Here is a 20906-nt window from a genome sequence, read left to right on the forward strand (position 1 = left end):
AGGCACTAGCATTGCATTAAACCTGACACAAGAAATTAACGGAACAGTATTTACTAAATATGTTAATTTATATGTTATTTTCATGGAATAAAATAAAAAAAGCTCCTATTGTTGAGTTAGATGCGTTACCCATAACTCATCTCAACAAAAGGAGCCAACCATGGGTAACATACACAATTTATCTGTGATTCGTCAATGCTTTTCTTATATTTCTGAAGAAAATTTTAGCTTTCCAATTTCCGATCATCGTGTTCGCAAGCTTACTACCTTAAAAAGTATCAAGTTAATTTTAGCCTCCCAACTCGCTAAGTGGGATTCTTATGAACACATTTCTCAAGCCACTTCGAACAAGCACAACGCTGCAGGAAAGTCTGGAACTATCCAGCATCAGTAGTTCTCAAATCTCCAGGCGTCTAAAGATGATTCCTACCGAGATACTCGAAGGTCTATTCCTTGAACTCATCGGCAAGGTCAAGCAGAAAGCTCCATCGGAAATCAAGGGCACACAGATTCGGATTATCGACTCGACTTGTCTAAGACTTCCGGCGACACTGGCCAACTGGGCGTACGTAACCCGTGACCACACTCAAATCAAAATTCATGTTCGAGTCTTGGTTTTGACTAAAAATGAAGAGAAAGAGGTCATTCCTGAGAAGGCCATCCCTACTACGGGGAATGTGAGTGACTACGAAACCATGAACTTTCTGGTCGAAGATGACGGCACAATATACGTGATGGATCGCGGTTATGTGAAGTATAAACAGTTCGATACTTGGCTAGAGCAAAAAGTTCAATTCGTAACTCGAATCAACGAAAAACATAGGGTTTGGCAGGTGGAGCAAGAGCTGCCGGTTCATCCGGATTCAAACATCATCCGAGATGCTATCGTTCAATTAGGGAGTGCCTTTCGCAAGACAGAGAATTCTTTACGCCTTGTAGAGTTTTTGGATGAAAAGGGGCGCAAGTATCGTCTGGCTACTTCGTGCTTTGACCTAAGTGCTGAGGAAATCGCGGACATCTATCGGCAGCGTTGGCTGATCGAGCTATTTTTCAAGTGGATGAAGCAGCATTTGCGATTAGTGAAGCTGTATAGCTATGATCCTCAAGGGATAGGGAACCAGATCTTTATCGCTTTGATCGCTTATGCTATGGCCATGCTCATTCATGTGATCAGTGGAACCCGAATGAGTTTGTGGGAAGTGCTTCAATCACTTCGTCTTTTATGGGAGAAACCTAATTTGCTACTTGAATCCGAGCTTCATCGAAGGAGTAAAAGCCAGAACAACAAAGGGCGTCAAAGGAGTACAAAAATGTACAAGGAACCGCCTATTATGAACACATCGGTTGGAATGATCAAGCCAAGAAGAAAATGAAGCTGAGTGAAGAGGCAAAATAGAACAAAAAGTTAATATCCATAAAATGGAATAACGCATCTATTTTCTGACCCCCTTCATTTTTTGGCCAATTACTTAAAAATCGATATGGAAAAAAATTACACAACATCTCTGTAAGCCATCATGTAAGCTTTGGTGCAATGCCAGTGATTTTTAGGGCCTTATTTTCGGAACAAGCGGGCCAAACCCTGATTTCGAGGCCAGCCACAGGGCAATAAGGCCTTTTTTAACCGCTATGATTCCACCGGAGCCGAAGCGGGACGAAATAGCGTCCCAAAAGGCCGTTAACGTGGCGGGCGGCCGGGTAAAATTACGGGCGTCGGATCCAGCACGCCACACCGCTTCTTAACTCGTCGAATAAGCATTAAAATGGTCCGTACCCTGTCAGATTTGATGTAACGTCGATGCGTTATTAGTGTTGGATCCCTTCCTGCTGCAATCGTCCGCGCAAGAATCGCCCACGCGGAATCGCCCGCGCCGAATCGCCCGTGCGGAATCGCCCGCGCAAGAATCGCCCACGCGGAATCGCCCGCGCCGAATCGCCCGTGCGGGATCGCCCCGCGCAAGAATCGCCCGCGCCGAATCGCCCGTGCGGAATCGCCCGCGCAAGAATCGCCCACGCGGAATCGCCCGTGCGGGATCGCCCCGCGCAAGAATCGCCCACGCGGAATCGTCCGCGCCGAATCGTCTGTGCGGGAACGCCCGCGCAAGAATCGTCCGCGTCGAATCTTCCGCAGCCGGGAACGCGGGCGCGAAGGCGCGCCGGGCAACGGCCGGGTCTAACGCTGGAAGCGAAGCGGGGTGATGGTCTGGTTTTCCCCAGGACCAGGTTCCTTCCCTTTGTTGCGGGATTTTTTAAAATTATGTTATCATTACTCTATTATATGGGCTCGAGAAAAGATTGGGGGCTTGGAAGAGGACATGTGGACTGTTATGTACATTGCGCCTACCGCCAAAGTGGCGGACATGATCAAGACGAAACTCACCGAAGAAGGCTTTCTTGTCCAAACACGTCCTGTTAATTTATCCAAACAGCAGTTTGAAATTTTAGTTCCGTCTGGTGAACTGGAAGAGGTTCAAGAGGTTCTTAATTCGATATTGCATCCCTGAGGGCAAGGAAATAGGCATGGGCAACTTACCGGCATTGTTTCCTTGTCTTGCTGTGATGCGGCCAATAAATTTAACGGCTGAAGAGGTGTAGTTGTGTTTAAAGACTTGTTTCAGAAAAAAAGGAAATACGCGACCATTCCTTCAGAACGTTTGGGGACCAGCGAAAGTCCGCAGCCGGGAGACCGGCCGAAGCGTGAAATACCTGAGGGTCTGATGAGTAAATGCAGCCGCTGCGGCAGCATTCAATACAGCAAAGAGCTTGAAAAGAATCTTAAAGTCTGCCCTTCCTGCGGGCACCATATGCGTTTAAACGCCTTGGAACGGATTCAAATGACGTTGGATGAGGGAAGCTTCCTTGAATATGATGCGGATTTAATTTCCGTCGACCCGCTAAATTTTCCGGGTTACGCGAACAAGCTGGAACAGCAGAAGCTGAAGTCCGGGCTTCGTGAAGCCGTTGTAACCGGAGAAGGGACGATCGGCGGCTTTCCGGCGGTCATGGCCGTGATGAGTTTTGATTTTTTCACGGGCAGTATGGGCTCCGTCGTAGGCGAGAAGATTACGAGAGCGATAGAAACGGCGACGAAGAAGCGTCTTCCGTTGATTATATTCTCGACTTCGGGTGGAGCACGGATGCAGGAAAGCATTTTAAGTCTGATGCAAATGGCCAAAACCAGCGCTGCGTTAGCCCGTCTGGACGAGCAGGGCGGCCTGTATATCTCGGTCATTACGGATCCGACTACCGGGGGCGTTTCGGCCAGCTTTGCCATGCTCGGCGATCTTATTATCGCCGAACCCGGCGCGGTGTTCGGTTTTGCCGGCCGGATCGTGATCGAGCAAACGATCCGCCAGAAGCTGCCGGATGATTTCCAGACGGCGGAGTTCAACTTGCAGCACGGTCAACTGGACATGGTCGTCCACCGTAAAGAGCTGCGGGCCACCTTGGCTCAGGTACTGGATCTGCACAACGTGAAGGGAGGAGTTAATCATGGCGGGTGAGCTGCCTTTTGAAGCCCCTCTCGTGAAACTTCGCGAGAAAATCCGGGAGCTGGAGCAATTTGGTCAGGAGAAAGGGATCGATTTCAACGAGGAAATCGCCCGGTTGGAAGAGCGGTACAAGCAGTTGGAGGAGGAGATTTACAGCAGCATCTCCCCTTCGCAAAAGATGCACTTGGCGCGGCATCATCAGCGTCCGACTTCCCTGGATTTGATCGAGCTTATTTTTGACGATTTCATGGAACTCCATGGCGACCGCGTGTTTGGGGACGATCTGGCCGTTGTCGGCGGACTGGCGAAGCTGAACGGGACGTCGGTGACCGTGCTCGGACAGCAGCGGGGCAAGGATACCAAAGACAATATCGCCCGCTTCTTCGGAAGCGCGCATCCCGAAGGTTTCCGGAAGGCGCTCCGTCTGATGCGGCAAGCGGAAAAATTCGGCCGTCCGATCGTTACGTTTATCGATACGAAGGGAGCATACCCGGGGATTACGGCGGAAGAAAGGGGGCAGTCGGAAGCCATCGCCCGGAATTTGCTGGAGATGGCCAAGCTGCGGGTTCCTGTCGTCTGCGTTGTCATCGGCGAGGGAGGCAGTGGCGGCGCGCTTGCGTTGGGCGTCGGAAACCGGGTTTTGATGCTGGAGAACGCGATTTATTCCGTCATCTCGCCGAACGGAGCGGCTTCAATCCTTTGGAAGGATGCCTCCAAAGCCGATCAGGCGGCGGAAGCGATGAAGATTACCGCCCAGGATTTGCTGGAAATGGACGTGATCGAGGAGATTGTTCCGGAGCCTCGAGGCGGTGCGCACCGGGACTACGAGACTACGGCCGTGGCCATCAAAGAGAGTGTCGTTCGGCATTTAGAAGAATTGTCTCTTATGAATCCGGACGAGCTTGTGGAAGACAGATACCGGAAATTCCGCAAAATCGGACAATTTGCCGAGGGCGGGGCGAGCCGGGCGCAGGAAAAAGAAGCAGAGCCCATTATAGATTCCTCCCTAGTGGGTAATGACTAGATAGACTGTTACAATATGATAAACTTCCTATACAAAATGGGGAAAATGTAGTAAATTTAATTGTTGGAAATGATGTATAGAGAGAACTAAATAAACGGAGGAAACCCAAAATGCGCAAAACAAAAATCGTATGTACTATCGGTCCTTCCAGTGAATCGTTAGACAACACCAAGAAACTGATCATGGCCGGGATGAACGTCGCTCGCCTCAACTTCTCCCACGGAGATTTCGAGGAGCATGGGAATCGGATCAAAACGATCCGCCAAGCGAGCGAAGAGTTGGGGAAATCAATCGCCATACTGTTGGACACGAAAGGTCCTGAAATCCGCACCGGCAAATTGAAGGAAGAACCGATCGAGCTTGTGCAAGACGAGTTCATCACTTTGACAACCGAAGAAATTCTCGGCGACAAAGACCGCATCTCCATCACATACCAAGAGCTTCCTGGCGATGTGGAAGTCGGTTCAACCATTCTGATCGATGACGGTTTGATCGGTTTGACCGTAGTGGATATTCAAGGAACGGAAATCAAGTGTCGTATTGTCAACGGCGGTACCATCAAGAGCAAGAAGGGCGTTAACGTCCCAGGCGTAAACATTTCCCTGCCAGGCATCACTGAGAAAGACGCTAACGATATTATCTTCGGGATCGAACAAGGCATCGATTTCATTGCGGCTTCCTTCGTTCGTAAAGCCAGCGACGTTCTTGAAATCCGTCAATTGCTGGAGAGTCACAATGCCACGCACATCCAAATCATCTCTAAGATCGAAAACCAGCAAGGCGTGGACAACCTGGATGAGATTTTGGAAGTTTCCGACGGCCTGATGGTTGCCCGCGGTGACTTGGGTGTGGAAATTCCTGCGGAAGATGTGCCGTTGGTACAGAAGCGCATGATCGAGAAATGCAACCGCGTCGGCAAGCCGGTCATCACGGCGACGCAAATGCTGGATTCGATGCAGCGCAACCCTAGACCTACACGCGCTGAAGCAAGTGACGTGGCCAATGCGATTTTCGACGGTACCGACGCGATCATGCTGTCCGGCGAAACGGCTGCCGGGAAATATCCGGTGGAGTCCGTGCTGACGATGTCGCGTATTGCCGAGAAAGCGGAATCCGCGCTGGAATATCGCGAAATGTTTATAAAGCAAAGCAATGCGCAACAAACAACGGTGACCGAGGCGATTTCCCAAGCGGTGGCTAACTCCGCGCTGGATCTGAACGCCAAAGCGATCATCACTTCGACGGAAACGGGTTATACCGCTCGTATGGTCTCCAAATACCGTCCGAAAGCGCCGATTATCGCCGTCACCACGGAAGACCAAACGCTGCGCCGTCTTGCGCTGAACTGGGGCGTAACTCCGGTGAAAGGTCAATTGGCCACTTCCACGGACGAAATGTTCGACAACGCGATGAAGGGTGGACTGGATTCCGGTCTTGTGAAGGAAGGCGATCTGGTTGTGATCACAGCAGGGATTCCGCTGGGCCGCTCCGGTTCGACGAACCTGGTCAAAATCGGACAAATCCGCAAGTAATAGCTTTAGATACAGCTAGCCGCATATCAGAAGCAATGGGCTGCCCGTACAACGGGCTTTCCATTGCTTTTTTGCTAGATTAAGCCGAACTAGAAACGGTGCAACTCTTGTAAATGACAGGGAAAGGGGCGTACTAAAGATGCATGTTAGCGAGCTGGCGATCAAGCCCAAATATTTTGAGTTCGATATGATGGGCATCGTCTATCATGCCCACTATCTGGGCTGGTTTGAAGCGGGACGGACCGCGTTGATTGAGGAACTGGGACTAAACTACATTCACATGGAGCGGGCGGGTTATATTTCGCCGGTTCATGAAATGAAGGTGGAATACCGGAAAGGGATCCGTTACGGGGATGACGTTTTGCTCCGAACCTGGATCAGTTCGAACGGCGGCGTCAAAACGGAGTACGCCTACGAGGTGCTGAACGGGGGAGGCGAGCTTTGCGTCGTCGGATCATCTACGCATTATGTGGTCCGAAGGGAGGATTTCAAGCCCGTTCAGTTCAAAAAAGTATTTCCGGACTGGTATGAAGTATTCGAGCGGGCCAGTAAATTTTGATTCCGGTACATCAAAACGTTACAATACTCTTTAGAGCTTTGCTATAATTCATGGAGTTACGCCGCAGGAAAAAGGAGTTATTGTATGCGCAAATGGATAGCGGTATTTATCGTAGTCGTTCCCCTGGTAGAGTTTTGGGGTTATGTGTGGGTCGGGGAGCGGCTTGGTGTCGGAAAAACGATCTTTCTGACCTTGGCCACTTCGGTGATCGGCCTTCTGATGATGCAGTTTGAGGGCCGCAAGCTGATGGCGGATGCCAAATCTCAAATGATTGGCAACCAGATTCCCGGCAAAATGATGATCGAGGGCTTATGCGTGTTCGGCGGCGGGATCCTGCTGTTGATTCCGGGTTTCGTAACCGATGCGATCGGGTTTACGATGGTGTTTCCTTTAACGCGTCCCCTTTATCGTTTGCTATTGATGAAATGGATCGGCAAAAAAATCAAAGACGGAACGATCACCTTTTTCCGGCGTTGACTTTTTGATTTTTTTTCGATATAACTAGTTTAACTATTTTTGGAACTGCATATGAAATATCTGCGAACGGGACAGTACGCTGCTGGAAACCATAAAAGCGAGCCGGGAGGGTGGAAGCCGGTATGGGGAAGTGGGCGGAAGCGGGCCCGGGAGATGGTTTGCCGAAGGCGGCGGGGGTTGCCGCAAGCCGTAGTCAAATCCGGGTGTTGGCCGTTATCCTTCAGAGTGGTTGGGACGATGGGTCCCGACACGCAGAGTGGTACCGCGGGAACTGTAAGTCTCTCGTCTCTTCAATGGAGATGAGGGGCTTTTTTATTTGGAGAAAAGAGGGGATTGGAATGGATTGGTTTAAAAAAATCGTCGCGGAACAGATCGCTAGAGTGCTGGAAGAAATTACGGAGCAGGAAATCCGGGACTTGCTGGAGATCCCGCGGGACGCTTCCATGGGCGACTTGTCGTTTCCTTGCTTTACGTTAGCCAAAAAGCGCAAGGCTTCCCCCGCGGGGATCGCCCGGGAGCTTGAGGAGGGGCTTCATGCCCGGGGTATCGCCGGGTCCGGCCTTATCAAAGTGTCGTCGCAAACGGGTTACGTCAATTTTTCTTTGGATCATGCCGCAGTAGCCGAGGCGATATTGCCCGGGATTTTAGAAAGCGGGGAGCGGTATGGAGCGGGGGATATAGGAGCGGGCAAAACGGTGGTGATCGATTTTTCCTCCCCGAATATCGCCAAGCCTTTTCACGTAGGCCATCTGCGCTCCACGGTCATCGGAAGCGCGCTGTACCGGATTTACTCGTATCTGGGTTATCGTTGTGTCGGTATCAACCACCTGGGGGATTGGGGGACGCAGTTCGGGAAGTTGATCACGGCCTACCTCCGCTGGGGAACCGCCTCCCGCCTGGAGGAAGCGGCCATCGACGAGCTGTTGGGGTTGTATGTGCGTTTTCATGAGGAGGCCGACAAGGACCCCGCTTTGGAGGATGAGGCCAGAGAGTGGTTCGTCAAAATGGAGCAGGGAGACGAGGAGGCTAAGAAGCTGTGGAGACGGTTCGTCGATGTAAGTCTGGCGGAATTCCAGAAGATCTACGATCGGCTCGGCGTGCGGTTTGATTTTGTGACCGGGGAGAGCTTTTACAATGAGTATATGGATGATGTTGTGCGGGAACTGAGGGAAAAACGCCTGCTTGAGGAGGATGAGGGCGCTTGGCTTGTCCGCCTCGAGGAGTACGGCATGCCCCCGGCCTTGATTCTGAAAAAAGACGGCAGCTCCCTCTACCCTACCCGCGACATAGCGGCGGCGCTGTACCGGAAGCGGACCTTCGGCTTCCATAAAGCCTTGTATGTGACGGACTATTCGCAAAGCCTGCATTTTAGCCAATGGTTTAAGGTGATCGAACGGATGGGCTACGGGTGGGCGTCCGAACTTGTCCACGTTCCGTTCGGGCGGGTCAGCCTGGAAGGCGAGGCCATGTCCACCCGGAGGGGGAAAGTTGTCCGGCTGGAAGAGGTGCTGGATCAGGCGGTTTCCAAAATCCGCGAGATTATTGAGGAGAAAAATCCCAAGTTGGAGAACAAAGAAGAGGTTGCCCGGCAAGTTGGCGTGGGTGCGGTCATCTTCAATGACCTGCGGGGAAACCGGATCAAGGACATCGATTTTTCCTGGAAAGAGGCGCTCAGCTTTGAAGGGGAGACAGGGCCGTATGTTCAATATACGTACGCCCGGGCCTGCAGTGTACTGCGCATGGGGACGGGAACCGAGGATCTGCACGGCTTGAACCTTAGGCCCGGCATCGATTGGGACCCTCAACGGTTAAGCTGTGAGGCGGAGTTCAGGATGATCAAACAGCTCGGCCTGTTCCCGGAAGTGGTCGGGCAGGCGGCCGCTAAGCTGGAGCCTTCGCTGATTACCCGCTACTTGGTGGATACCGCCCAGGCTTTTAACCGGTTTTATCACGATTGTCCTATTCTGAAAGAAGAAGCCTCGCTGCGCATCGCCCGCCTGGCTCTCGTTCAAGGCGTGCGGATCACGTTGAAGACCGGGCTGGGACTGATCGGGCTGCAGGCGCCGGAGCGGATGTAGGGCGAACGTGGAGGAAGGCTGCAATGAATCATCGCAGCCTTCCGTTCACGATATAGTTGCGCAGATCGCGGATCACGCCCGCGCGGATCATGGCGCCGATGACGACGAAGGAGACGGGGCCGATAATCAGCCCAAGCACACCGAACAGCTTCAGTCCAGCAAACATGGCGATCAACGTGGGCAGGGGATCGAGACCGACGCTGCTGGCCAGCACTTTGGGCTCGATCAGTTGGCGTGCGATCAGAATCACGCCGTACAGAATCGACAGCCCGATCCCTAGTCCGAGGTCCCCTGTCATATAGGCATAAAGCAGCCAGGGGACCATGATGGTTCCGACGCCGAGATAAGGGAGCAGATCCACCAGACCGATTAATAAGGCATAGGTGAAGGCGGATTCGACGCGCAAAATCAGAAGGCCGATGAGGACGATGACGGCCGTGATCGAGATCATGATGAACTGGGCGCGCAAATAGCCGAACAGCGCTTTTTGCAAATCCCTCCAGACCTCTCCGGCGGTCTTACGAAAGGCAGGAGGGATAAAGCCGGCGAGAAACCGGATGTGGCGCTCCCAGTTTTTACTGATAAAAAAAGCGGCCAGCAAGATGACGACCAGAATCAGCCCGAGATTGGGCAGCGAGGTCAACAGTTGAACGATCCCGCTCAGCAGACCGCTGAGCAGGCGCGATACCGCCGAGCTGATTGTGCTTGTTGTGTTGTCGATGTTTTGATTGATCGTGTTTTCGTAATCCGGGTTATCGGCAATAAAGCGGTTGATTTCATTGATGATGTTTTGGATTCCTTCGCTTTGGCTCCATTCGACAAACCATTGCCGCCAGTTTTCGATATGCTGGTCCAAAGACTCGGCCAGGCTGATCAGCTCTTTGACGAGCCGAGTGATGGCGGCGGACAGGACGATCCCAGCTCCCCCGAAATAAACCAGGAGCGCCGCGGTAACCGCGAGCCAGCGCGGCAGTTTGACGGCGGCCTGCAGCCAGCGCACAAAGGGGTTCATCGCATAGGCGATCAGCCAGGCGATCAGGAACGGATACACTAGCGGCAGCGCCCAGTAAAAGCCGCCGGCCAGCAGGATCAGAACCAGGAGCACTCCGGTCCCCCGCATCAGGCGGTTTCTCAATACATTATCCAAACGGCATTCCCCTTTTCGGACAGGTCCTCTTTCTACCCTATTACTTAGCCTCTTTTTCTATGCCGGAAACAATTTGCCCAGGAAGTTCACGAAGTCATCGAAAGCAAAAAGATATAAAGTGACTTTTTTCATTGCAAAACGAAAGCGATTACAAAAAATCATTTATCACCACGATAAAACAATTTGATATCCCAGACCAGGCTGTTCGGGTTCCCTTGTTTTTAAAAATCCAGTATGATGAATTTACAGGATGAACCGAGTTACCGATGAACACGGTACCCGGCGTCATAGCCAGATATCTACTTTGTCCGGGCCTTGTTATTGCCATGCTCTGAAAATTTTAAACTTTTAAATTGAAAATGTTTTCATTGGCTTGTTCGGCTCATATTTCGTTTTTAAAGGAGAGATGCACTATGACGGCTACCAAAGGACTGGAAGGGATTGTGGCAGCGACTTCATCCATCAGCTCGATTCACGACGGGGTTCTTGCCTATCGCGGCATTAATATCGATGACCTGGCGGAGCGTGCGACTTATGAAGAGACTGCTTATTTGCTTTGGTACGGCAAGCTGCCTACCAAACATCAGTTGGCCAACCTGCAGAATCAACTAAGCGAATATGCGCCGGTACCGGAAGCGGTTCTCGAGCAAATGAAGCTCTATCCGGCCAACGCGAATACGATGGCCGTTCTCCGTACAGCCGTTTCGGCCCTGGCTTTGTACGACGAGCAGGCGAATGACAATACGCGCGATTGCAATCAACTTAAAGCGATCAAACTGCAGGCCGAGCTGCCTACGTTGATTGCCGCTTTTGCCCGGATCCGCGAAGGGAAAGAACCGGTCGCTCCCTTGAAAGGCGTTTCGCTGGCTCACAACTTCCTTTATATGCTGTCCGGCGAGGAGCCGGATCCGGTCGCCGTCCGCGCCCTGGATCAAGCGCTAGTCCTGCATGCGGATCATGAGCTGAACGCTTCCACCTTCTCCGCCCGCGTCACGGTCGCTACGCTGTCGGATATCTATTCCGGCGTCACCTCCGCGATCGGTACCTTGAAGGGCCCGCTGCACGGGGGAGCCAATGAGGCGGTGATGCGGATGCTGAGCGAAATCGGCACCTTGGATAAAGTCGAGGCTTACATTCAGAACAAGCTCGCCAACAAGGAGAAGATCATGGGCTTCGGCCATCGGGTTTACAAAAACGGGGACCCTCGCGCCAAGCACCTGCAAAAAATGTCCCGTCAGCTGGGGTTGATGAAGGGCGATACGACCCTTTACGACATTTCGGTCAAAGTGGAAGAGCTCGTGACGAATCAAAAGGGACTGAAACCGAACGTCGATTTTTATTCGGCCTCGGTTTATACGATGCTGGGCATTCCGAGAGATCTGTTCACGCCGATCTTCGCGATCAGCCGCCTGTCCGGATGGACCTCTCATATTTTGGAGCAGCTTGACGACAACCGGATCATTCGTCCGCGCGCCGAATACACGGGAGCGACGAATCAGCGCTACATCCCGATCGATCTGAGATAACGCCGACCAACCCGGGAAACCGGGTTGGTATTATGTTAAAATGGATAACACACGAATATAAGGAGGAAATCAAAGACATGCTGAAATTGGAAAAATTCAGTCTTCCGACCGAAGGCGAAAAAATCGTTATCGATAACGGCAAGCTTCAGGTGCCGAACAATCCGATCATTCCTTTCATAGAGGGGGACGGCACAGGCCGCGACATTTGGAAAGCCTCCAAGCGGGTTCTGGATGCCGCTGTGGAGAAAGCTTACGGCGGCGAGAAAAGAATAGCCTGGTACGAAGTATTCGCGGGGGAGAAGGCCTACAATACATACGGGGAATGGCTGCCAGCGGATACGCTGACTGCGATCCGCGAGTATATTGTGGCGATTAAAGGCCCGTTGACTACGCCGATCGGCGGCGGCATCCGTTCGCTGAACGTGGCGCTCCGCCAAGAGCTGGACCTGTACGTATGTCTTCGCCCGGTCCGCTATTTCGATGGCGTTCCTTCTCCGGTGAAGCGTCCCGATCTCGTGGACATGGTCATTTTCCGGGAGAATACGGAGGATATCTATGCGGGAATCGAGTACAAAGAGGGCTCTGAAGAAGTGAAGAAGGTGCTCCAGTTCCTGCAAAATGAAATGGGCGTGAAGAAGATCCGCTTCCCGGAAACCTCCGGCATCGGGATCAAGCCGGTTTCGGAAGAGGGCTCGAAGCGTCTGGTGCGCGCGGCCGTGGAATATGCGATCAAGCATGGCCGCAAGAGCGTTACCCTCGTACACAAGGGCAATATCATGAAATTCACCGAGGGCGCCTTCAAAAACTGGGGTTACGAAGTGGCTGAGGCCGAATTCGGCGACAAGGTATTCACTTGGGCCGAGTACGACCGGATCAAGGAAGAATCCGGAACCGATGCGGCCAATAAAGCGCAGAAGGAAGCCCAAGACGCGGGCAAAATCATCATCAAGGACGCGATTGCGGATATCGCGCTTCAGCAAGTGTTGACGCGCCCGACGGACTTCGATGTGATCGCTACCTTGAACCTGAACGGCGACTACTTGTCCGACGCCTTGGCGGCTCAAGTCGGCGGCATCGGCATCGCGCCGGGGGCGAACATCAACTATGTAACGGGGCATGCGATTTTTGAAGCCACTCACGGTACGGCTCCGAAATATGCGGATCTTGACGTGGTGAATCCCGGCTCCGTGATTTTGTCCGGGGTGATGCTCCTTGAGCATTTGGGCTGGCAGGAAGCGGCCGACCTGATTTATAAAGGTCTGGAAACATCCATCAACAACAAGACGGTTACCTACGACTTTGCCCGCCTGATGGAGGGCGCTACGGAAGTGAAGTGCTCCGAGTTCGCGGATCAAGTCATTAAAAACATGTAGGAGGTCTTGATCAACGTGGCTATTCGTCGTAAAAAAATTACGGTCGTCGGCGCCGGCTCCACCGGCGCGACTACGGCGCTGATGCTTGCGCAAAAAGAGCTCGGGGACGTCGTTCTCCTCGATATCCCGCAGTTGGAGAACCCGACGAAGGGCAAGGCGCTCGATATGCTGGAAGCCGGTCCGGTCCAAGGCTTCGACAGCCATATCGTCGGGACCTCTTCCTACGAAGACGCCGCGGAATCCGACATCGTCATTATTACGGCGGGGATTGCCCGCAAGCCGGGAATGAGCCGCGACGATCTCGTGAATACGAACGCGGGGATCGTGCGTTCCGTTTGCGAAAACGTGAAGAAACATTGCCCGAATTCCACGGTCATCATCCTGAGCAACCCGGTGGACGCGATGACGCATACGGCTTACCGGACGCTAGGGTTCCCGAAAAACCGCGTGATCGGCCAATCCGGCGTGCTTGACACCGCGCGTTACCGTACGTTTATCGCGCAGGAGCTGAACGTTTCGATGGAAGACGTTCGCGGCTTTGTGCTCGGCGGACACGGCGACGACATGGTACCCCTTGTCCGGTATTCCAGCGTCGCCGGGATTCCGATCGAAGCTCTGCTTCCGCAGGAACGGATCGAGGCCATCGTCCAGCGCACGCGCGCGGGCGGCGGCGAGATCGTCAACCTGCTCGGCAACGGCAGCGCCTATTATGCGCCGGCCGCATCGCTCGTGCAGATGACGGAAGCGATCCTGAAGGATAAAAAACGGATCCTTCCGGTTATCGCTCTTCTGGAAGGCGAGTACGGCTATGACGGCCTGTTCATGGGCGTACCGGTCATTTTGGGCGGGGACGGCATCGAAAAAGTGTTCGAGCTGGAGCTGACTCCGGAAGAAAAAGCGGCTTTGGATAAATCCGCGGCGTCTATACGCGAAGTCATTTCGATCGTTCGAGGGTAAACATGTCAGAAATGTGAATTTTTGAAAATGAGGAATCCTCCCGTCTCGGGGGGATTCCTTTCTTTTAATGACAACTCTAGGTATAATAGATTGTAATAAATCTAATTGACAAAGGTGGTTGTGATATGTATGGAATCATGATGTTTCTCCACATCGTGGGTGCCTTGGCGCTGGGCTTCTACCTGGTGCTGCCGATCGTATTCAGCAATGTGCCCAAGCTGACGCCGGCTGCCCAGGAAGGTACCGTGTCCGCCGTGAAGACGCTTAATACGTATGCGCAGATCGGCTTGGTCGTTCAATTGTTGACCGGCGGATATTTGATCAGCGGCGGCGGTGGCGGATATTCGGTGCCATGGATGATCGTTGTTGTGGTCTTGTTCCTGGCGATTGGAGCCTTCAGCGGGATGCTGGGGAAGCCGCTCCGTCAGGCGACGGAAGCAATCCGGGCCAACAAAGGGATTCAGGACACGGCCGGAAAGCTTCGGACCTTCAGTACGCTGCTTTGCCTTTGCGTGCTGCTGATTTCCTTCTTTATGGTGTACAGAAATATCATTTAGCCATTAATGGAATTCCCTACATAAGGGCATAAAGAGACCATTCCAGAGCCAGGCGACTGAAATCGCTGCCCGGCTTAGGAATGGTCTTTTTGGCCAAGCCATCAGATCACGGCCGGGCATTCACGCTCGCAATATCCTTGAACTCCTCCCCGGAGGAAACCGGGCGCGACAGCTCGTGGCAGCGAACGATTTTGGAATCTGCCCATTGGAACAAAGCTAACAGTTCCACCTGTCCGCGGGCTCCGTGTTTCTTCGTAACATCCACTTCATATCGAACCGCCGCCATCTGCTCCTCCTGGTCAAACACGATATCATGAAAAGGGGACACCCGGATTTGCCCGGCGATCCTTTTCAATTCCGCAATATGATTTCGGAAGGCGACCAGGTCGGATGTAACGCCGTCCGTAGTCTGCATGTAGTTGCCGGCAAAGTAATCCGGTATTTTGTCGATGTTTAAATTCTCAACGATATCCCGGTACATTTCCTCCAAAAATAAAATAGCTTCCGTCTTGTTCATCATAATAACCTCCGAGTTTAGGAAATTTGTGATCAGATCAAGCTGGACCATGCGTTCAAGAATCGAATAATCACGTCTAGTTCCTCGTCGGAAAAAGCGCCGAACAGCCGGATATATTCATCCTTCAAACGTTCATGAATCCGGTCATGGGCCTCCGCCGATGCACCGCCTTGTTCAGATAAGCGATAATAAATTTCTTTCTGATTTGCGACGTTGTGCGAGGGAAGCAGCAACTGCCGTTCCACAAGCGGACGGACAGCTTTGGTTACCGCAGGCTTGGAAAGATGAAGCCGCTCCGCAAGCAGCGTGTTATTTAATGCTCCGGGCTGTTTTTTGACCAGAGAGAGAATGTGGAGCTGGGTGAGCGTCCATTTTGATTCCGCTGCGGGAGTCAATTCGGAAGCGAGCATCTCGGCCGCCGTGCTTCGCGTTTGCACCCGTTTTTCTCTTCTCATAATGAATTGTTGAACGGCTTCAAGGGCTTGATTCTGTTTATCGGTTTCCATGGGGTACCCCTTTCTGTATAGTTAACCGGTTAACTATATTTTAGTTTACCAGTTAACAAAAACTTGTCAAGCACGAAAAAAACGCGAGTTGAAGAAGAACCTTCATCCCACGTTTTCTATTTCTACTTCTGCATATCATCCAAGTGGGCAAACATCAACTTCAGGATGTCGAGCGCCAGTTGTTTTTCTTTCGGCGAACGCTCCATCATGATTTGCCTTACTTGATTCATAAATTGGTCATCGTTGATCTCGATGGAATCGTGCAGCAAGTAGTCGACGGTAACGCCCAGTTGATTGGCCAGTTTAACGAGAGTTTCCAGGGATAAACTGCGTTCGCCCCGCTCAATCTGCCCTATGTATGCGTCGGAAACCTCGATTTTCTCAGCGAGTTTTTCCTGAGTCAGATTCATCTTGTGCCGCTCCTGCCGCAGCCGCTTGCCTAGTGCGTCATAGTCCATATTACCCCTCCTGTATTTAACCATAGTGAGATTGAGAGGCAAAGATAATAAACTGTTAGTTTTGTTTCTGTTTACTGAAAGCATGAATTGAAGTATTATGGTATTTGGAATCGGATAAAACAAGAAGTATACCCTGATTCTGGATTTATTTATTATGCGTGCTAAGGAGAATTTTTATGTCTTCCCAACCTATGGTTTCTATCATTATGACGGTAAAAAATAACGGGATCGATCTGTTTATGGCCATGGAGTCCTTAAAGGTTTCGCAAACTTCCATACCTTACGAGCTGATCCTGGTCAATGAGGGATCGGTGGACGGATGCTGCGATTTTTTGATGAATTATAATTTTCCCCGGCCTTTCCGTTTGCTCAAGGGCCAGACCGGTGTACCTTCCCGGAATTTGGGTGCGGCCCACGCGTTCGGCGCCTACCTGATCTTTTGTACGCCGCGGTTGTATTTTGAGGATCATTGGATGGAATCCCTGTTGGCACCGATATTGGGGGGCGAGGCCGACGGGGTATCCCCGCGAATGGAGATCCATGAAACTTCCCGATTCGTTCCCGAGCCTTGTTACGAAGGGGAGCTTCTTCACAGTATGGAACAGTATCCTTGGAGGATTGACGACGAAACGCTTGCCTGGTTATCCCCGGATTGCTTTGCGATTTCCCGGGAGAAATTTGAGGAAATTGGCGGGGTGGAGGAGAACTTTGTCGGCAAAGAGCTGGAAACCTCCGAGCTTTCGCTGCGAATCTGGCTTTTTGGAGGGCGTTGCCAGCTGGTTTCCGCAACCACGTTAATGCTGGTCTACAGACAAAATTTCCCCAGCGATGACAGCGGTAAGAAATGGGGGGGCGATTTGCTCAGGCTTGCCGAGCTTCATTTCCAGGAGAAGCGGATTGCGGCTTGCCGGAGTTTGGTGGTCCAGGCATTCGGTGAGGGGGCGCTGGGCCCTTTGGAGGAGATATCCCGCGCAACGTCTTTTTCCAGAGAAAAATATGCGGTTCGGCGCATGCGGGACGATTCCTGGTTTTTTGACCATTTCGGGATTCCGGTTTAACGATTTCCTGTTTGGTCCCAATCCTCCGGTGGTAAGTTAGTTCTGGAAGCGGCTATACCTTCACGTCGGGTTGTCTTTCACCATTTAGGGACTCGGCATAAGCTTCGGCGTGTAGGCCTATCCTAGAAAGGGTAACCAGGACTACGATTGACGGAAGGAGAATGAACCATGTCAGGAAACGGACAATCGAAGCAAACGATGCCTCCGCAGCATCAGGATCAACAGCCCGGAATCGAATCGGAAATGCATCCCCGCCCCGAATACGAAGGAACTTATTTGGCGGCGGGCAAGCTGCGCGGTAAAGTGGCGCTGATTACCGGAGGGGACAGCGGGATCGGCCGCGCGGTCGCGGTCGCCTATGCGAAGGAGGGCGCCGATATCGCGATCGTCTATTTGAACGAGCATGATGACGCCAACAAAACGAAAGGGGAAATTGAGCAGGAAGGCCGTAAATGCGTACTGATTCCGGGGGATGTGGGCGATGAGAGCTTCGCCAAGGAAGCGGTTAAACAAACGGTCAATAGCCTCGGCGGCCTCGATATTCTGGTCAATAACGCCGCGGAGCAGCATCCGCAGCAGCAGATCGAGGATATTACGACCGAGCAGTTGGAGCGGACGTTCCGGACGAACATTTTCTCGATGTTCCACCTCGTAAAGGCCGCGATGCCGCATTTGAAGAAGGGAAGCGCGATTATCAATACAGCTTCGGTCACGGCTTATAAAGGCAATCCGACGCTGATCGACTACTCTTCCACCAAAGGGGCGATCGTCAGCTTTACGCGCGCGCTTTCGATGAATATCGTCGGAAAGAAGGGAATTCGCGTCAACGCGGTAGCGCCGGGGCCGATCTGGACACCGCTCATTCCGTCGACGTTCGACGCCAAGCAGGTGTCCGAGTTCGGCGGGAATGTCCCGATGCAGCGCCCGGGGCAGCCGGAAGAATTGGCCGGGGCCTATGTGTACCTCGCCTCCGACGATGCTTCCTACATGAGCGGACAAGTGTTGCACATTAACGGCGGCGAAATCGTCAACGGTTAAACAAAAGGGTGTCCCCAAAAGTCAAAAATGACTAGGTGACACCCTTTTAATTTTAACGGAAGCTATAGCAGCTATTTTGCGCAATATGCCCATTCGATGATCCTAACGGAAGCCATAGCAGCTATTCTCTAAAATACCGACTGTTACGACCATGTTTCGGAGGAATAGAGGCTATTGTTTCCTTTAGAACACTGAAATAGGGGAAATGTCGAGATTATCAGCTACTATTTCCGTTAGCCGTGCCAGTGGTGTACTCACAACCCGGGCCAGCGGATGGAGCTTGTTTGTCATGCCTCATCTGACAACTCGTCCAGTGTCATTTCAAAGCTGGGTGCGAACTCTCTCAGGAAGAAGTCGACTTCCGGCAGACACATATGTTCCAGCTTGGCAAGGAGCTGCTGCTTCGCCACCGCAAATTCGCGGTTTCCGGCCGCCAATTCCCAGGCGCATTTCAAATAGGCGTCAAGCGTGTCGGCCGCCTTCACCATTCTCATCAGCTCGGCGTCCCCGTCGGGCCCTTGATGGGTCGAAGGCGAGACCAATGGGGCGTAGACGGCCCGCAAAGAAGGAGGCACCATGGAAAGCAGCCGCTCGGCGGCAATCCCTTCCATTTCCCGGAAGCTCGCCAGAAGCTTGGGATTGTGGTGCTTCACGGGCGTTGGGATATCCCCGGTAAACACCTCGGTGGCATCGTGAAACAACGCGAGCGTGGCGGCCCGTTCGGCATTCAAACTGCGCCCTGTGACATGATTGCCGATCTCGCATAACAAATGGGAGAGCAGCGCGACGTGAAAGGAATGTTCCGCGACGTTTTCGGCAGCGGTGCTCCGCATCAGACTCCAGCGCTGGATAGAACGCAGACGATACATATAAGCAGAAAAATGGTAGCTCATCCGTGAGAAACCTCTCTTTTTGACATGATGAATTTGTAGATATTTCAACCTCGGGGATAGTACTATGTTATTATAAAGCTATCGAGAAATTCAGGACAAGAGAGGGGAAGATCGGATCATGCACCAGTTTGAAGAGAGCGTATATCGATTGATTGTGGAAACGTCAACAAACTTGCCCGGGGATGTCCGCAGGGCGGTGAACCGGGGGCGGGCCATGGAGAACCAGGCCACGCGTGCTGGCCTTGCGCTGTCGACGATCACCCGGAATATTCGAATGGCCGAGGAGCAAATTTCCCCGATCTGCCAGGATACCGGAATGCCGACGTTTATCGTCCATACTCCGGTGGGAGCGAACCAGATTGAAATGAAGAAAGCAATCCGCGCGGCGATTCAGCGGGCAACGAAAGACGGCAAGCTGCGGCCGAACTCGGTGGATTCCTTGACGGGCGAGAACAGTGGAGACAATCTTGGTCCGGGGACGCCGGTGATTCACTTTGAGCAGTGGGAGCAGGATTTCATCGACCTGCGCCTGATCCTGAAAGGGGGCGGCTGCGAGAACAAAAACATCCAGTACAGCCTGCCCGCGGAGCTGGAGGGGCTTGGACGCGCCGGCCGCGATCTGGACGGCATCCGCAAATGCATCCTGCACGCGGTTTATCAGGCGCAGGGGCAAGGCTGCAGCGCGGGCTTTATCGGCGTGGGCATCGGCGGCGACCGGACGACCGGTTACGAGCTTGCCAAGCAGCAGTTGTTCCGCGAAGTGGACGATGTGAACCCGGTTCCCGAGCTCGACCGGCTGGAGCGCTACATTATGGAAGCCGGCAACCGGCTTGGGATCGGCACGATGGGCTTCGGCGGCGAGGTCACGCTGCTCGGCTGTAAAATCGGAGCAGCCAACCGGCTGCCGGCGAGCTTTTTCGTTTCGGTCGCCTACAATTGCTGGGCGTTCCGCCGTCAAGGCGTCAAGCTGGACCCGGCTACGGGCGGGATCCAGAGCTGGATTTATCCGGCAGGCAGCGAGGTCCAGGTCGGAGATTCCCTCGAAGAACCCGCTCGCGAAGCCGCTGCGGCCGCCACCGTACCGGCAGCCGGCCAAAACGATGGCCCAAGCGGAACGTCCGCACCCAGTCAAGGCCGCGAAATCGTCCTGCGCACGCCGATCACCGAGAAGCAAATCCGCGAGCTTCGGGTCGGCGACGTTGTCATTATTCAGGGCGAGATGCACACGGGACGGGATGCGCTGCACAAATACCTAATGGATCACGAGGCGCCGGTCGATTTGAACGGGGCGGTCATTTATCACTGCGGGCCCGTCATGTTGAAGGACGGAGAGGAATGGCAGGTCAAGGCGGCGGGTCCGACGACCAGCATCCGCGAGGAGCCATACCAGGGCGATATCATCAAGAAATTCGGCATCCGGGCGGTGATCGGCAAGGGGGGGATGGGGCCGAAAACATTGGCCGCCCTCAAGGAACACGGTGCTGTCTATTTGAATGCCATCGGCGGAGCGGCGCAGTATTATGCCGAATGCTTCAAGAAGGTTAACGGCGTCGATTTCATGGAATTCGGCATTCCCGAAGCGATGTGGCATTTGGAGGTGGACGGCTTTGCGGCGATCGTGACGATGGATTCGCATGGCGACAGCCTGCATGCCGGTGTGGAGAAGGCTTCTCTGGAAAAGCTGTCTACTTTTAAAGAAACGGTGTTTAAATAAC

20 protein-coding genes and 1 other annotated feature are annotated in these 20906 nt (G+C 52.9%); of the genes, 15 read left to right on the forward strand and 5 right to left on the reverse strand.

Annotated elements, in window-relative coordinates; translation table 11 throughout:
* Positions 1-320: 320 nt before the first annotated feature.
* From V4U84_RS24915 to argS, 8 genes are all read left to right on the forward strand, one after another.
* Positions 321-1373, forward strand: coding sequence for an IS4 family transposase (locus tag V4U84_RS24915; RefSeq protein WP_334076942.1), 1053 nt, complete (start codon positions 321-323; stop codon positions 1371-1373).
* Positions 1374-2315: 942 nt separating this feature from the next.
* A complete protein-coding gene (locus V4U84_RS24920) occupies positions 2316-2504 on the forward strand; it encodes a hypothetical protein (protein WP_036624401.1) in 189 nt (62 codons plus the stop codon).
* A 93-nt stretch (positions 2505-2597) separates the two neighbouring features.
* Positions 2598-3503 carry an acetyl-CoA carboxylase, carboxyltransferase subunit beta gene (gene accD / locus V4U84_RS24925; protein WP_334075876.1) on the forward strand — a complete coding sequence of 302 codons (906 nt, stop codon included), beginning with the start codon at positions 2598-2600 and terminating at the stop codon, positions 3501-3503.
* The gene (locus tag V4U84_RS24930) at positions 3493-4515 is read left to right on the forward strand and encodes an acetyl-CoA carboxylase carboxyltransferase subunit alpha (RefSeq protein ID WP_334075877.1); all 1023 of its coding nucleotides are present in this window, start codon (positions 3493-3495) and stop codon (positions 4513-4515) included. Before accD ends, V4U84_RS24930 begins: the two co-directional genes overlap by 11 nt.
* Before the next feature lie 110 nt (positions 4516-4625).
* A complete protein-coding gene (pyk, locus tag V4U84_RS24935; protein WP_334075878.1) occupies positions 4626-6047 on the forward strand; it encodes a pyruvate kinase in 1422 nt (473 codons plus the stop codon).
* A 139-nt stretch (positions 6048-6186) separates the two neighbouring features.
* Positions 6187-6606, forward strand: coding sequence for an acyl-CoA thioesterase (locus V4U84_RS24940; protein ID WP_334075879.1), 420 nt, complete (start codon positions 6187-6189; stop codon positions 6604-6606).
* Between the two features lie 84 nt (positions 6607-6690).
* Positions 6691-7083 (forward strand): FxsA family protein, encoded by a 393-nt coding sequence (locus tag V4U84_RS24945; protein WP_334075880.1) that lies wholly within the window; start codon positions 6691-6693, stop codon positions 7081-7083.
* Between the two features lie 53 nt (positions 7084-7136).
* Positions 7137-7376 (forward strand) — a binding site (T-box leader).
* A 45-nt stretch (positions 7377-7421) separates the two neighbouring features.
* Positions 7422-9161: an arginine--tRNA ligase gene (gene argS, locus V4U84_RS24950; RefSeq protein WP_334075881.1), complete on the forward strand. Its 1740-nt coding sequence runs from the start codon at positions 7422-7424 to the stop codon at positions 9159-9161.
* 28 nt (positions 9162-9189) lie between these two features.
* On the opposite strand, the gene ytvI is transcribed toward argS, so the two are convergent.
* A complete protein-coding gene (ytvI, locus tag V4U84_RS24955; RefSeq protein ID WP_334075882.1) occupies positions 9190-10308 on the reverse strand; it encodes a sporulation integral membrane protein YtvI in 1119 nt (372 codons plus the stop codon).
* Between the two features lie 413 nt (positions 10309-10721).
* On the opposite strand from ytvI, the gene V4U84_RS24960 reads away from it, so the two are divergent.
* The 4 genes from V4U84_RS24960 to V4U84_RS24975 all read left to right on the forward strand — a co-directional run bounded on the left by V4U84_RS24960 (position 10722) and on the right by V4U84_RS24975 (position 14721).
* Positions 10722-11834, forward strand: a complete 1113-nt coding sequence (locus V4U84_RS24960) for a citrate/2-methylcitrate synthase (RefSeq protein ID WP_334075883.1) — start codon at positions 10722-10724, stop codon at positions 11832-11834.
* A 77-nt stretch (positions 11835-11911) separates the two neighbouring features.
* Entirely contained in the window at positions 11912-13207 is a 1296-nt protein-coding gene (icd, locus tag V4U84_RS24965) for an NADP-dependent isocitrate dehydrogenase (protein ID WP_334075884.1), read from the forward strand.
* 15 nt (positions 13208-13222) lie between these two features.
* A complete protein-coding gene (gene mdh / locus V4U84_RS24970) occupies positions 13223-14164 on the forward strand; it encodes a malate dehydrogenase (protein WP_334075885.1) in 942 nt (313 codons plus the stop codon).
* A gap of 125 nt (positions 14165-14289) precedes the next feature.
* On the forward strand, positions 14290-14721 hold the full coding sequence (locus tag V4U84_RS24975; protein WP_334075886.1) for a hypothetical protein: 432 nt from the start codon (positions 14290-14292) through the stop codon (positions 14719-14721).
* A 106-nt stretch (positions 14722-14827) separates the two neighbouring features.
* Here V4U84_RS24975 and V4U84_RS24980 read toward each other — a convergent pair whose 3' ends face one another.
* The 3 genes from V4U84_RS24980 to V4U84_RS24990 form a co-directional block, all read right to left on the reverse strand.
* The gene (locus tag V4U84_RS24980) at positions 14828-15238 is read right to left on the reverse strand and encodes a nuclear transport factor 2 family protein (protein WP_334078180.1); all 411 of its coding nucleotides are present in this window, start codon (positions 15236-15238) and stop codon (positions 14828-14830) included.
* 32 nt (positions 15239-15270) lie between these two features.
* Positions 15271-15744 carry a MarR family transcriptional regulator gene (locus V4U84_RS24985; protein ID WP_334075888.1) on the reverse strand — a complete coding sequence of 158 codons (474 nt, stop codon included), beginning with the start codon at positions 15742-15744 and terminating at the stop codon, positions 15271-15273.
* Between the two features lie 122 nt (positions 15745-15866).
* Positions 15867-16202 (reverse strand): helix-turn-helix domain-containing protein, encoded by a 336-nt coding sequence (locus V4U84_RS24990; RefSeq protein WP_334075889.1) that lies wholly within the window; start codon positions 16200-16202, stop codon positions 15867-15869.
* Positions 16203-16378: 176 nt separating this feature from the next.
* Between V4U84_RS24990 and V4U84_RS24995 the strand changes: the two genes are divergently transcribed.
* Together V4U84_RS24995 and V4U84_RS25000 are read left to right on the forward strand one after the other, a co-directional pair.
* Positions 16379-17260 (forward strand): glycosyltransferase family 2 protein, encoded by an 882-nt coding sequence (locus V4U84_RS24995; protein WP_334075890.1) that lies wholly within the window; start codon positions 16379-16381, stop codon positions 17258-17260.
* 168 nt (positions 17261-17428) lie between these two features.
* A complete protein-coding gene (locus V4U84_RS25000) occupies positions 17429-18298 on the forward strand; it encodes an SDR family oxidoreductase (protein ID WP_334075891.1) in 870 nt (289 codons plus the stop codon).
* 287 nt (positions 18299-18585) lie between these two features.
* Here the strand turns inward: V4U84_RS25000 and yfbR are convergent, their stop codons facing one another.
* The gene (yfbR, locus tag V4U84_RS25005; protein ID WP_334075892.1) at positions 18586-19191 is read right to left on the reverse strand and encodes a 5'-deoxynucleotidase; all 606 of its coding nucleotides are present in this window, start codon (positions 19189-19191) and stop codon (positions 18586-18588) included.
* Positions 19192-19309: 118 nt separating this feature from the next.
* Between yfbR and V4U84_RS25010 the strand changes: the two genes are divergently transcribed.
* The gene (locus V4U84_RS25010) at positions 19310-20905 is read left to right on the forward strand and encodes a fumarate hydratase (RefSeq protein WP_334075893.1); all 1596 of its coding nucleotides are present in this window, start codon (positions 19310-19312) and stop codon (positions 20903-20905) included.
* Position 20906: the final 1 nt, after the last annotated feature.

The organism is Paenibacillus sanfengchensis (assembly GCF_036864765.1).
GTDB classification, from domain to species: Bacteria; Bacillota; Bacilli; order Paenibacillales; family Paenibacillaceae; genus Fontibacillus; species Fontibacillus sanfengchensis.